This is a genomic window from Terrabacter sp. AAH1, from assembly GCF_054456855.1.
The window spans coordinates 25,042-38,412 of the sequence record NZ_JBTJJV010000020.1; the positions used below are offsets into that span (position 1 = coordinate 25,042).

General features: G+C 72.3%; 11 protein-coding genes. 4 read left to right on the forward strand and 7 right to left on the reverse strand.

All coding sequences use genetic code 11. The features are described 5' to 3' along the window. Positions 1-103 precede the first annotated feature (103 nt). From ACXR8F_RS20440 to ACXR8F_RS20460, 5 genes are all read right to left on the reverse strand, one after another. A complete protein-coding gene (locus ACXR8F_RS20440; RefSeq protein WP_458803314.1) occupies positions 104-859 on the reverse strand; it encodes a type II secretion system F family protein in 756 nt (251 codons plus the stop codon). Then, positions 856-1,842 (reverse strand): type II secretion system F family protein, encoded by a 987-nt coding sequence (locus ACXR8F_RS20445; protein ID WP_458803316.1) that lies wholly within the window; start codon positions 1,840-1,842, stop codon positions 856-858. Before ACXR8F_RS20445 ends, ACXR8F_RS20440 begins: the two co-directional genes overlap by 4 nt. Further along, complete coding sequence (locus ACXR8F_RS20450; protein ID WP_458803318.1) at positions 1,839-3,008, reverse strand: TadA family conjugal transfer-associated ATPase; 1,170 nt, start codon at positions 3,006-3,008, stop codon at positions 1,839-1,841. The genes ACXR8F_RS20445 and ACXR8F_RS20450 overlap by 4 nt, the downstream gene beginning before the upstream one ends. 16 nt (positions 3,009-3,024) lie before the next feature. Continuing rightward, positions 3,025-3,873 carry a hypothetical protein gene (locus tag ACXR8F_RS20455; protein ID WP_458803320.1) on the reverse strand — a complete coding sequence of 283 codons (849 nt, stop codon included), beginning with the start codon at positions 3,871-3,873 and terminating at the stop codon, positions 3,025-3,027. Between the two features lie 754 nt (positions 3,874-4,627). Beyond that, a complete protein-coding gene (locus ACXR8F_RS20460; RefSeq protein ID WP_458803322.1) occupies positions 4,628-5,506 on the reverse strand; it encodes a hypothetical protein in 879 nt (292 codons plus the stop codon). Positions 5,507-5,559: 53 nt separating this feature from the next. Between ACXR8F_RS20460 and ACXR8F_RS20465 the strand changes: the two genes are divergently transcribed. From ACXR8F_RS20465 to ACXR8F_RS20475, 3 genes are all read left to right on the forward strand, one after another. Then, positions 5,560-6,489 (forward strand): hypothetical protein, encoded by a 930-nt coding sequence (locus tag ACXR8F_RS20465; RefSeq protein ID WP_458803324.1) that lies wholly within the window; start codon positions 5,560-5,562, stop codon positions 6,487-6,489. A 252-nt stretch (positions 6,490-6,741) separates the two neighbouring features. Continuing rightward, positions 6,742-7,836 carry a tryptophan--tRNA ligase gene (trpS, locus tag ACXR8F_RS20470; RefSeq protein ID WP_458803326.1) on the forward strand — a complete coding sequence of 365 codons (1,095 nt, stop codon included), beginning with the start codon at positions 6,742-6,744 and terminating at the stop codon, positions 7,834-7,836. Positions 7,837-7,882: 46 nt separating this feature from the next. Then, positions 7,883-8,440, forward strand: coding sequence for a nucleotidyltransferase domain-containing protein (locus tag ACXR8F_RS20475; RefSeq protein WP_458803328.1), 558 nt, complete (start codon positions 7,883-7,885; stop codon positions 8,438-8,440). 24 nt (positions 8,441-8,464) lie between these two features. Here ACXR8F_RS20475 and ACXR8F_RS20480 read toward each other — a convergent pair whose 3' ends face one another. Together ACXR8F_RS20480 and ACXR8F_RS20485 are read right to left on the reverse strand one after the other, a co-directional pair. Beyond that, positions 8,465-9,274: a lysophospholipid acyltransferase family protein gene (locus ACXR8F_RS20480; protein WP_458803330.1), complete on the reverse strand. Its 810-nt coding sequence runs from the start codon at positions 9,272-9,274 to the stop codon at positions 8,465-8,467. A gap of 132 nt (positions 9,275-9,406) precedes the next feature. Next, positions 9,407-11,119: an alkaline phosphatase D family protein gene (locus ACXR8F_RS20485; protein WP_458803332.1), complete on the reverse strand. Its 1,713-nt coding sequence runs from the start codon at positions 11,117-11,119 to the stop codon at positions 9,407-9,409. A gap of 228 nt (positions 11,120-11,347) precedes the next feature. On the opposite strand from ACXR8F_RS20485, the gene acs reads away from it, so the two are divergent. Further along, positions 11,348-13,342 carry an acetate--CoA ligase gene (gene acs / locus ACXR8F_RS20490; protein WP_458803334.1) on the forward strand — a complete coding sequence of 665 codons (1,995 nt, stop codon included), beginning with the start codon at positions 11,348-11,350 and terminating at the stop codon, positions 13,340-13,342. Positions 13,343-13,371: the final 29 nt, after the last annotated feature.

Consider the following 13,371-nt stretch of genomic DNA (forward strand, 5'->3'; position numbering starts at 1 on the left):
CTTTCCGTTGGTCTTGCCTTCTCACTGCCCGAGCGGCGTGCTCGGGACTTCCTGGGGCCTGCACATCCCTGTCTCATCGCCGCCTCATTCCCGGAGCACGTCTTCATCCCTGCAGCACGTCGCCTGCAAGGGCGATGACGAGCGGTGCGACCGTGGTGAGGCAGAAGGCGGGCAGCAGCACGAGGCCGAGAGGAGCGACCAACCGCACCCCGACCTTCGCGGCGGCGAGCTCGAGCCGTTCGAGCTGTGCATCACGCAGGTCGTCGGCGGCGTCCAGCAGCATCGGGCCCGGCGGCACTCCGGCCTGGTGCGCGATGGCGACGGCACGGGCGGCCGGCGCCCAGACGGGTCCGACGGAGGCCCAGGCCTCGCTCTCATCGGCTCCCCACCGCAGCGCGGCGGCCACCTGGCGGAGGTCTCGCACGGCGGGCCCGTGCAGTCCGGCGGCCACGGCGTCCAGCACGTCCCACGTCGGCAGCCCGGATCGGTAGGCCAGCGCGAGCAGGGCGAGCGCCGACGACACGTCGGCGTCACCGGCCGACACCACGGCGGCACGCCTCTGTCCGACCGTGGCGCGGCGCTGCACGAGGCGGCCCGGTGCGAGGCGACGGCCGAGCCGGAAGGGATGCGTGGTGGCATTTGGAGCAGCAGCGGAACCTGCCGCCCCGGGCACCCCCGGGCCACCAGGACCACCAGGACCACCCGAACCACCAGGACCACCAGGATCGCCCTCGCGGCCGTCGACGTCGCTCCAGACGTCGCCTGGCGCACCGAGCGGGACCGGTGCGCGAACGTCGCCCAGCAGGATGAACACGGCCAGGCCCAGCAGGGCCGCCGCGATGAGGGACCACGGACTCATGGGCCCACCGCCCGGCGGACCATGTGCGTGCACCAGAGCCTCCCGGCCCAGACGAGGGCGACCCCGGCAGCCAGACAGGCCGTTGCCGCTCCCGAGCCGAGATAGAGCGTGGGGGGATCCACGCCGACGGCCAGGCCGAAGAGGGGCCCGGTGAGGGGAAGGACGGTCAGCACGGTGACGGTGGCGCGCGGACCGGCCACCGCGACGGCGACCTTGCGGCGCCGGGCCCTGGCGTCGAGCAGCCCGCGCACAGCGCGGTCGACGGCGAAGGACAGCGGTGCGCCGGTGGTCTCGGACAGCTGCCAGGCGGCGGCGACGAGTGCGAGCTCTGCCGACCCGCTGCGGGCTGCCCAGTGGGCCCAGACCGGGGACACGGCTTCGGCCCGGTCCGCGGAGGAGAGCACTGCGCCGACCAGGCGGTCGATGTCGTGCATCGGACCGCTGGAGGCAGGGGCCTCCCGCCGGCCCACGCCTGGGGCGGTTGCGAGACGTCGGTCCCGACCTCGGCCCCCCGCTGTCGGGAGGCCAGCGCGGAGTCGCGCGAGGTCGCCCTCGGACATCTCTGGGTGGCTGCCTCTTCGGCGGGCACGGCGGCGCTCGGGTGCCTGATGGGCCCGCTCGACCGACTCGCGGGCACGGGCCACCCGCTCCGCCCCGAAGGCAGCCGAGGCGGCAAGCTCGATGGAACGGCTCGGGGTGAGTCCGGCATCGAGCGCCGGACCGACGCCGCGCAGCAGCTCGAGGACGTCGTCAGCCAGCTCACCGTTGCGGCGCCGCAGCCGCCAGCGACGGAACAGCTCGACGGGGTCCTGGTGCCACAGGCTCGGTGACGTCACCGGACCCTCCTGCCCTCGACGCCGAGGCGCCTCGGCCCAGACCGAGTCCCTGACCGCCACTCCCCCATGGCGTCGGGACCGGGGCCACAGGAGGACGGCGACGAGGAGCAGCAGGGCGGCGACGACTGTGGCCGGGTCGACCCTCATGACGCCTCCTCCAGACGATCCGCGGCCGCGGCGGCGGGCAGCGCGAGGCGGGCGGCGAGTGCCGTCCAGCCGGGGCCGGTGCGCGGCGGGTGACCCGGACCGTCCCACTCGAGCGCGGGGACGATGCTGGGTGACCCGTCACGGCGGAACAACGCCGCGACCGACGAGACACGTCGGTGTCCGCGGTCGCGCGTGACGTGCACGACGAGGTCGATGGCGGCGGAGAGCTGGGCGCGCACGGCGTCGGGCGCGAGGCCGGCGAGCGCCCCGAGGGCCTCGAACCTCGCGACGACGTCGGCAGGCGCGTTGGCGTGCACCGTGCCGCAACCGCCCTCGTGGCCGGTGTTGAGCGCGGCGAGGAGCTCACGCACCTCGGCTCCCCTGACCTCACCGACGACGATGCGGTCGGGTCGCATGCGCAGCGCCTGCCGCACGAGCGTGGTGAGCGTGACCTCGCCGGCCCCCTCGACGTTCGCCGGTCTCGCCTCGAGCCGGACGACGTGCGGGTGGTCGATGCTCAGCTCGCGGACGTCCTCGACGACGAGCAGCCGTTCGACGGGGTCGATGCAGCCGAGCAGCGCCGCAAGCAGGGTCGTCTTGCCCGCGCCGGTGCCACCCGACACGACGAAGGCCAGACGCGCCTCGACAGCCGCGCGCAGCACGCACTCCCACTCGCGCGGCATCATGCCGCGGGCGCACAGCCCATCGAGCGACACGGCCTCGCCAGGGGGCACGCGGATCGTGATGTGCGGGCCGCCCGCGACCAGTGGCGGCAGCATCGCGTGGAGCCGGGCGCCGGACGGCAGCTGGCCGTCCACCCAGGGGCTCGCGTCGTCGAGGCGTCTGCCGGCGAGGCCTGCGAGGCGCACCGCGAGGGAGCGGGCCTCATCGGCCTCCAGCCGCTCGCCGACCCACTCCATGCCCCGGCCGCGGTCGACCCAGACGGAGCCGTCACCGTTGACCGCGACGTCGGTGACCCCGGGCTCGGTGAGCCAGCCGTCGAGGGGTCCGGCCCCCAGCACGCGAGACGCGAGCGCCGAACGGGTCTCTGCGACCCGCCGCACCCCGAGAGCGCCCTGCTCCTGGGCGGCCACCTCCGCGACCGCGCCACCGTCGGGCGAGATGCCGTCGCGCACCCGCTGCCACACCGCGGGGCTGAGGCTCATCGTGACCACCGGCCGCTCATGCCGCGACCGACTGCGTCACGAGCCGCAGCAGCAGCTCGTCAGCGGCCCGGACCACGGCGCCGCGCCCTCGGGTGCCCGGCGGGAGGCCCTCGTGCATCTCGGCCCCGAGCGTGCGGTCGTGGCCGATCGTCGAGACGACCGGCACGTCGAGCTGGTCGATCACGAGATTCTCGAGGTCGCTCTCGACCCGGTTGCCCCGCAGCACCACCCACGGCTCGATCGGTAGCAGCGGATCATCGCCCCACGTGCGCACCACCGGCTCGCGGAGGCTGCCGAGGAGGCGTCGCAGCTGCGGCACGACCGCGGCGGCCGCGGCGAGCTGGGGCACCTGCGAGCCGACGAGGACGACGACGGCGTCGACGAGGACGGCGACAGACGCCAGCACCCGGTCGTCGCGCGGGAGGTCGAGCACCGTCACCTCGTGAGCGTCGGCGAGCCCCGCGACGACGTCGGGCACCGTCTCCAGCCACCCGTCGAGCCACCCGACGGGTCGGGTGGCGGGTCGCGTGGCGGGTCGGGTGTCGAGATCATCACCCGGGGGCATGTCGTCCGCCGGGGCCACAGCGACGCCGGGGCTCGTGAGCACCGGCACCCCGCATGCCATGGGCAGCTCGTCGGCCAGCCCCTGTCCGTCCACGACGCCCGCGACCTCGGACAGCTCGGGCCACCGCCACCCCGGCTCCTGCTCGAGCCCGAAGAGCACGTCCTTCGGACCTCCCCAGGGGTCGAGGTCGACCAGCACGGCCGAGCGCGACGCTGCGGCCGCACGAACGGCGACCGCTGCGGCCAGCGTCGACGAACCCAACCCGCCCGAGGCGGGGACGAAGGCGATGACGGTTCCCATGCGCCAACCGTCACGCAGCCGCACGCGCCGGCCCAGCGGCATACGCAAGCCGGTGGACAACGGGCCCTGCACCCGAGGGGGTGTGGACGACGCCCCAAGCGCGTCCCCAACCCTCGAGACGGGCACGTGGAGGGCGGGCCGAAGGACCCCAAACGGTGGTGGCCTCCGTCCGGGGGAAGACGGAGGCCACCCTCACGAGACTGGCACCGGGGGGGAGGAGCCAGATCGCGTGGCGCTCGACCCGTGAGGGGAGCACCTCGTCAATCGTGGAGGTTTCGCCCCGCTAATGCAAACCGGGAAGTCGCGACACGCTGTCGTTTCTCAGGATTTGTCACGACACGACAAGCGTCGCCCGATATGTCCAGAAAGCGCTTCCATTCCAGAGGCTTCGTGTGGCGCCCAGCCAGGCAGGCGAAGGCCCCTCGACGGGGTTCGACCTGGTCGAGGGGCCTCCAGAGAAGTCCGGGCTACCAAGCGTGCAATTGTCGAAGTGTCGCTCCGGTTGTGCGCCCGGAGGTGGACTGTTCCAAGGGAACTGCTCTCGCGTGGGTACTCGGGGTCTTCTCGTGACATCTGTCTTGCGTGGATCCGGATCTACGCCTCTCGGCGATGTGGTTCCTGACTCCGTTCTACTCCACGGCCTCGGCGTGGCGACACCCCTCGCCCCCAGCAACGTCCCGATCAGGCCCAGAAACTGTCCAGCATCGTGGACATCCCGCACGAAACGCCGCGTGCCCGCCCGACCACGGCCGGGTCAGGTGAGACGCCCCGCACGCACCGCGTCGCTGATCCGCTCCCCCTCGGCAGCACCACGCACGTACGCCTCGCCCGCCTGCGTGAGCCACAGCCCGACCCCGGCCGCGTCTCCCCGGGCGTATGCCGCGAGCGACCCCAGGTAGGCCGGGCCACCTCCAGAGACGTGGCCGGCCTCGGGCACGGCGACACCGGTCGGGTCGAGCCCCAGCGCCTGGACGACCGCGCGCTCCATGGCCCGGGCCACGAGCCCGTTGCCGTGACCGAACGGCCTGATCGAGGCGATCTCGGCGTGCACGAGCGCCGCGACGACAGCCGCGGGCACCCGGTTGCTGCCCCCGGCGGCCACCACGACGTCGGAGAGCGAAGCCAGCCGTGCCGCGACGACCGGCGGCGCCGGCGCCGGGCCCAGGTCGACGAGCTCGGTGCAGCCTTCGTCGTCGATGCGCGGCCGGCCAAGTCGCTCGTCGGTGACGACCGGCGCGGCGGCTGCGACGTGGAGACGGGCGAGCGCCTGCAGCGGCGCCGTCCGCACGAGCGCGACGACCCGCTCGCTCTCCGCGGTCGCGGCCACGGCTCCCTTCAGCGTGCGCAGGCCGGGGTCCAGGTCGTCGGGCCAGGCCCGGGCTCCGCTCATCAGCTCGCGCACGAGGTCGACGGGGAACTCCGCGCCGTCGAGCGCGGCGCTCGCCTGCGCCCCGCGCACCCGAGACTCGGCGGAAGCCTCGGGGATGCGGCGGCGCAGGGCCTCGTGGAAGCGCAACCGGGTGCACGCCTCTCGTGCGGCCTCGGCCCGGGCACGAACGTCCGGGAGGTCGGTGAGCGCGGCGAGCTGGTCGATGACGGCCGGCGTGGGGGTCGAGCGGGTCGGGTCTGGCACGCCCTTCAGCCTAAGGTCGCCCGCTGGCCCCCCAGCCCTGCGACGATGAGATCGTGGCCACGTCGGAGGTGCTCACCTGGCTGCTCGAGGGCGATGCATCGGTGCGCTACGTCGCGACCCGAGACCTGCTCGGTCACGACGACCCCGCCCTCCAGGCCCTCGTCGCCACCGAGGGCACCGGGGCAGCGATCCTGGCTGCCCGCGGCTCCACGGGTCACTGGGGCCGCGGCTTCTACCAACCCAAGTGGACGTCGAGCCACTACACGCTGCTCCAGCTCTGCGAGATCGGCCTGTCCCCGACGCATCCCGCCGCCCGGGCCACGGTCCGGCTGATCCTCGACTCCGAGAAGGCGGACGACGGTGGGCTCAACCCCTCCGGACGCAGGCGGCCCAGCGACGCCTGCGTCAACGGCATGGGCCTGCGCTACGCGAGCTGGTTCGGGGCCACGGACGAGCAGCTGCGCAGCGTCGTCGACTTCCTCCTGCGCGAGCGGGTCGCCGACGGGGGCTTCAACTGTCGGCACAACCGTGGCGGCGCCCACGTCACGCACTCGTCGCTGCACACGACGGTCTGCGTCATGGAAGGCGTCACGCAGTACGTGCGGGCGGGCGGCTCCCACCGGATCGACGAGCTGAGAGAGGCGTACGCCACGTCAGCCGAGTTCCTCCTGCGACACCGGCTCCTGCGCAGCGAGCGCACCGGTGAGGTCATCCATCCTGAGATGGCACGCCTGCACTTCCCCGCACGGTGGCACTACGACATCCTGCGCGGGCTCGACTCCCTTGCAGCAGAGCGGTTCCCGCGCGACCCACGCATGGACGAAGCCCTCGCGCTGGTCCGCGAGAAGCGCGGGCCGGAGGGTCGGTGGTGCGCCAACCGCGCCTACCCGGGCGCCACCCATGTGCCCGACGAACGCGCCGGGAGCCCGAGCCGGTGGGTGACCCTCGTCGCGGAACGCGTCCTCCTCGCGTACCCTGACTGACATGAGTTCGACCGTCGCACCGATCCGCGCGTGGTGGCTGCCCAGCTGAGGCGGCCCGTCGAACCAACCCGAAACCGGAGCCGCCCACGGGCGGCTCTTCGCATGTCAGGCTCCGCATGTCGGATCGCCTCGGCGCCGGTCCTCCCGTGGGCACGACCACAGGAGACGAACATGACCAGCACGACCACCACCGACCACGCAGTCCACGAAGCCCGCCCAGCCCAAGCGGAACACGCAGCCCATGCGGATCACGTGGCGGATCACGTGGTCAACGCCGATGCCACCGCGACGTATGCCGCCGCGCGCGACCGCAGCGCGGTCCTCGACGCGCTCATCGACGAGCACGCGGCCACCGACCCGACGCGCTTCCGCATGCTCACCGGTGACCGCCCCACCGGGCCGCTGCACATCGGGCACTACCTGGCGAGCCTGCGCAACCGGGTCCGCCTGCAGGACAAGGGCGTCGAGACCTTCGTGGTCATCGCCGACTACCAGGTCATCACCGACCGCGACTCGGTCGGTGAGATGGGCGCCAACGTGCAGGGCCTGGTGCTCGACTACCTCGCGGCCGGCATCGACCCGACGCGCACGACGGTCTTCACGCACAGCGCGGTGCCGGCTCTCAACCAGCTGATGCTGCCGTTCCTGTCCCTCGTGACGGACGCCGAGCTGCGCCGAAACCCGACGGTCAAGGACGAGCTCGCACTCTCCGACGGGCGGCCGCTCTCGGGGCTGCTGCTCACCTATCCCGTGCACCAGGCGGCCGACATCCTCTTCTGCCACAGCAGGATCGTGCCGGTCGGCCGTGACCAGCTGCCGCACCTGGAGCAGACGCGGGCGATCGCACGCCGCTTCAACACGAGGTATGCCGCCGGGCACAGCGTGTTCCCCGAGCCCGAGGCGCTGCTCAGCGACGTGCCGCTGCTGCTCGGCACCGACGGCACAAAGATGAGCAAGAGCAAGGGCAACGTCATCAACCTGCGCGACACCGCCGACGAGACGGTGGCTCGCATCCGCGCCGCGCGCACCGACTCCGAGCGGCGGATCACCTTCGACCCCGAGGCGCGTCCGGCCGTGGCGAACCTGTTGACGATCGCAGGGCTCTTCCTCGAGGAGTCACCGGAGTCGGTGGCCGACCGGGTCGGCGACGGCGGCGCCCGCGCTCTCAAGGAGATCGTCACCGAGGCGGTGAACGAGTCCCTCGCCGGGCACCGCGCGCGCAGGGCCGACCTCGCCCGCGACCCGGCCTACGTCTCCTCGGTGCTGCGCGAGGGGAACGCCCGCGCCAACGAGGTCGCCGAGCGCACGCTCGCGACCGTACGGGCGGTGATGGGCATGGGCTACTGACTGCCGACGTTCGTGCCAAGCGGTCGGCGCCGCCCTACCCTGAGGCATGGACGACGGGGCAGATCGGGCGCTCGAGGTCCCTCCGACCGGGTCGCCGAGCGAGTCGGCTCGGGCCCAGCTCCAGGCGATCGCCGAGGTCGGGGCGGACCTCGAGCGGGCAGGCCTCGACCACTGGCTCTTCGGCGGTTGGGCCGTCGACCTGTGGTGCGGCCGGGTCACCCGTCAGCACCATGACGTCGACCTGGCCGTCCTGCTGGCCGCCCGTCCCGCGGTCCACGGCCTCCTGGTTGCCCGTGGTTGGGCGCACGAGCCGCAGGCCGGCGAGGTCGTGGGCACCCGCTACCGCCGTGACGGAGTGCTCCTCGAGCTGACGTTCGTTATCCATGACAGCGAACGGGTCCTGCTGCCCTTCGAGCCGGAACCCGCCGTGTGGTCGGAACGGTCGTTCGGGAGTGCCCGCCGGTCGCTGCACGGCACATCGGCGCGGGTCATCGCTCTCGACGTCCTGCTGCGCGACAAGAACAGCCCGCGCGACGACCCTGACGACGGCGAGAAGGACCGGTCTGACCTCGCTGCCCTGGAGCGAGCCACGCGTCAGCAGTGACCGCTGGCGCAGCCCGCAGCGCCCTCAGCGGGAGTCGCGCGCCTCGCGGAACCGCCTGCGGGAGCGCTGGGCTCGTCGTTCGGCGGCGAGGTCGGCGCGTCGCATGCCTTCCTCGTCGATGCGCAGCCCCTCCTCGACGGTTGGGGCCGTGCCGCCACGTGATCGCGGGAGCCACCAGCGGTCGGCGTCATCCCGGGGGCGGTCCGGATAGACCGCCATCGCCTCGTCGAGGAGCATCGCGACCCTGGCGCGCAGCTGCTCCGAGACGGCATACGGGTCGGCGTCGGGTGCCGGACGAAGGGGCTCGCCGACGGCGATCGTGACGGGGACACCCCGCCGGAGGGCGAACCGGCCCGAGCGTCCCCGCGCGATGCGATGGCTGCCCCAGACGGCGACCGGCACGAGCGGCACCTGGCACCAGATGGCGACCGCAGCCGCGCCCGGGCGGAACGGACGCAGCTCCCAGGAGTGCGAGACTGTCGCCTCCGGGAAGATCCCGACGACCTCACCCGCGCGCACCGACTCCACCGCGTGCCGCAGCGCCACCTCGCCGTGCGCGCGGTCGACCTCGACGTGGCGCATGGCCCGCATCGCATCGCCGACGACCGGTGGCAGGAAGACGCCGTGCTTGGCGAGGAACCGCACGTAGCGGCCGCGCTCGCGCCCGACGAGCCCGACGAACAGGAAGTCCGGCGAGCTCACGTGGTTGCTCGCGAGCACCGCACCGCCGACCACCGGCAGGTGCTCGGCGCCGCGGACCTCGATGCGCAGCCCGAGCGCCACGAAGCCGGCGCGGGCGAGAGCGATGACGAAGCGATAGGTCCTCTCTGCCACACCTCATCTTCGGTGCAGCCGCTCCCGCCGGATGCCCCGACACCCATCGAGGAGGCAATCCGTCCGGGCGGGATTGCCCTCTCGATGGGATGTGGGCGGACGGGATTGCCTTCTCGATGAAGGCAGTGAGGGCTAGTCGGTGGTGTGGGTCTCCTCGCGGACGGTGTCGGCGACGATCTGCGCGTCGGACGGCGCAGCCGTCACCGGGGCCACGGCGGAACGACGGGCGGCCGTCGCCGGCAGCGGGTTGTCGGCGGTCTGGCGCAGACCGCGCTCACCGTCGTCGAGGACGAACTCGGCACGTGTGAACACCTCGGCGCCGGGCGTCGTCACGACCGGCACGCAGCGAAAGCGCGCCGTGAGGGCATCGGGGGTGATCGTCGTCGAGACGTAGCCGCGCAGGTTGGTCCAGAAGCGGAGGTTCGGGTTCCACGCAGCCCACGGGTGCTGGCCGGTCGGGCTGTCGTAGCCGTTGCCGCCCGAGGTGATCGAGCTCGTCACCAGCTCGGAGCCGACGACCGCGCCGGGGTTGTCGTAGTCGAGGTACAGGTCGGACGCCCAGTGCGCGTGCACGTCGCCCGTGAGGACGACGGGGTTGCGCACCCCGGCGTCGACCCACCCCTGGGTGACGCGCCGCCGCGAGGCGGGGTAGCCGTCCCAGGCGTCCATCGACACCGTCGTCCTCGCCGTGGCGTCGTTGTCGCGGCGGCCGAAGAAGACCTGCTGGCCGAGCAGGTCCCAGCGGGCCTGCGACCGGCGGAAGCCGTCGAGCAGCCACTTCTCCTGCTCCATGCCGGGCAGCGAACGCGACGGGTCGGCGGCGTCCGGGCAGTCCTTGTAGCCGTCGCCGCACGCCTGGTCGGAACGGTACTGGCGGGTGTCGAGCATGTGGAGGTTCGCGAGCCGGCCCCACTGGACGCGGCGGTAGAGGTCGAGGTCGGGGCCGTTGGGCACCGACGACCGGCGCAACGGCATGTTCTCGTAGTACGCCCGGTAGGCCGCCGCCCGCCGCTCGAGGAAGGTCGGCGTCTCGGCCGGCTTCTCGGGGATGTCGCCTGCGTAGTTGTTGTCGACCTCGTGGTCGTCCCAGACGGCGAGCCACGGGGCGGCCGCGTGCGCCGCCTGAAGGTCGGGGTCGCTCTTGTACTGGGCGTAGCGCTGCCGGTAGCCCGCGAGCGTCTTGGTCTCCGGGCCGACGTGGGCGCGGCCGACCCCGTTGCCGGCACCCTCGTACTGGTAGTCGCCGAGGTGGAGGATCACGTCGGGCCGCTCGTCGGCGAGGTGGCGGTAGGCGGTGAAGTAGCCCGCCGGGAAGTTCGAGCAGGAGACGAAGGCCATCGCGAACGACGACGGCGTCTCCAGGGCGCTGGGTGTGGTCACGGCACGGCCGGGCGCAGAGAGGTGCTTGCCAAGGCGGAAGCGGTAGAAGTACTCACGCCCAGGGCGCAGGCCCTGCACCTCGACGTGCACAGAATGAGCCCAACCCGGCTCTGCTGCAACGGAACCCGCCTTGACGACATCCTCGAAACGTTCGTCGGACGCGACCTGCCAGCCCAGCTGGTAGGAGGAGGACGGCATACCTCCTGGGCCGTCGGGGGCCAGCGGTTCGAGGGCGAGGCGGGTCCAGATGACGAAGCCGTCAGGGGCCGGGTCGCCGCTCGCGACGCCGAGCGTGAACGGGTCGGTGGACGGGATGACCGCCGCGGCGCTGGAGCGGCTGCCGACCACGACGGAGGTGCCGGCGAGGGCGACGGCGCCGGTGGCCAGACCGCCACGCAGCACCGCGCGTCGTGACGACCGGAGGGAGGAGAGCTTCTGGGTGAGCTCACGGTGTGAGTTGTCCATGTCGTCCACATTCGACCCGGTTCGTACTGAGCGGAAGGCCTGCGGCCGAACCTCCGGTGAACCTTGGGGTGACCGCTCACCCGCTGACCGTGACCGTTCGGCTGGCTACTGACCGGTAGGGGTGAGACCTGCCTCACTCGGCTCTTGATGGGCGAACTAGCCTGCGTTTGAGTTGTCGCAGATGCCGCCAGCCGCGAGCGCTGGTCCGGTGCGACCGCTTCATCGTCGATGCGAAAGGGTGACACCGTGAGCGAAGAGACGCTCGAGAACCTCGTCCACGAGGGGCTGACGTTCCCGCCCCAGCCCGACTTCGCCGCCCAGGCGAACGGCACGGCCGACCTCTACGACAAGGCCGGCGCCGACCACGAGGGCTTCTGGGCCGAGCAGGCCCGCACCTACCTGACGTGGAGCAAGCCCTTCACCCAGTCGCTCGACTGGAGCAACCCGCCCTTCGCGAAGTGGTTCGCCGACGGCGAGCTCAACGCGTGCGTCAATGCCGTCGACCGGCACGTCGAGGCCGGTCGCGGCGACAAGGTCGCGATCCACTTCGTCGGCGAGCCCGAGGGCGACACCCGGGACATCACGTACGCCGACCTGCGCGCCGAGGTGCAGCGCGCCGCGAACGCCCTCGCCGACCTCGGCGTGGGCAAGGGCGACACGGTCGCGATCTACCTGCCGATGATCCCCGAGGCGGCCGTCGCGATGCTCGCGTGCGCCCGGATCGGAGCCCCGCACTCGGTCGTCTTCGGCGGCTTCTCCGCGGAGGCGCTGCACTCGCGCATCGACGACGCCAAGGCGAAGGTCGTCATCACGGCCGACGGCGGCTACCGGCGCGGCGCCCCTTCAGCCCTGAAGCCGGCCGTCGACGCCGCGCTCGACCACGGCGACACCTCGGTCGAGAAGGTCCTCGTCGTCAAGCGCACCGGGCAGGACACCGCCTGGAACGACCGCGACCTCTGGTGGCACGAGGCTCTCGAGAAGGCCGCTCCGACCCACGAGGCGCAGGCGTTCGAGGCCGAGCACCCGCTCTTCATCCTCTACACCTCCGGCACGACCGGAAAGCCGAAGGGCATCTTCCACACGACCGGTGGCTACCTGACCCAGACGGCCTACACGAACGCTGTCGTGCACGACGTGCACCGCGACACCGACGTCTACTGGTGCACGGCCGACATCGGCTGGGTCACCGGCCACTCGTACATCGTCTACGGCCCGCTCACGAACGGGGTCACGCAGGTGATGTACGAGGGCACCCCCGACACCCCGCACCAGGGCCGCTGGTGGGAGATCGTCCAGGACTACAAGGTGACGATCCTCTACACCGCCCCGACCGCGGTGCGCACCTTCATGAAGTGGGGTGCCGACATCCCGGCGAAGTTCGACATGAGCTCGCTGCGCCTGCTCGGGTCGGTCGGCGAGCCGATCAACCCCGAGGCCTGGCTCTGGTACCACAAGCACATCGGCGGCGGCCGCGCCCCGATCGTCGACACGTGGTGGCAGACCGAGACCGGCGCCATCATGATCAGCCCGCTCCCGGGCGTCACCACCCTCGAGCCCGGCTCGGCGCAGAAGCCGATCCCCGGCATCAGCGCCGAGATCCTCGACGACGAGGGCAAGCCGTTCACGACGCCCGAGCAGGTCGGCTACCTCGTGCTGACCAAGCCGTGGCCCTCGATGCTCCGCGGCATCTGGGGCGACCCGGAGCGCTACAAGGAGACGTACTGGTCGCGGTTCGGCGAGAAGTACTACTTCGCCGGTGACGGCGCGAAGTACGACGCCGACGGCAACATCTGGCTGCTCGGCCGCGTCGACGACGTCATGAACGTGTCGGGTCACCGCCTGTCGACCGCCGAGATCGAGTCGGCCCTCGTGTCGCACCCGAAGGTGGCCGAGGCCGCGGTCGTCGGCGCCAACGACGAGACGACCGGCCAGGCCGTGTGCGCGTTCGTGATCCTGCGCCTGGAGGCCGTCGAGGAGGCCGACGAGCCCGGCGAGGGCAAGGACCTCGTGCAGGAGCTGCGCAACCACGTGGCCAAGGAGATCGGCCCGATCGCGAAGCCGCGCTCGATCATGATCGTGAGCGAGCTGCCGAAGACGCGCTCCGGCAAGATCATGCGCCGCCTGCTGCGCGACGTCGCCGAGGGTCGCGAGGTCGGCGACGTGACGACGCTCGCCGACAGCTCGGTCATGGACCTCATCAAGTCGGGGATGTCGAAGGAGTGACCTCCCGGGTCGTCACCGGCCAACCCGGG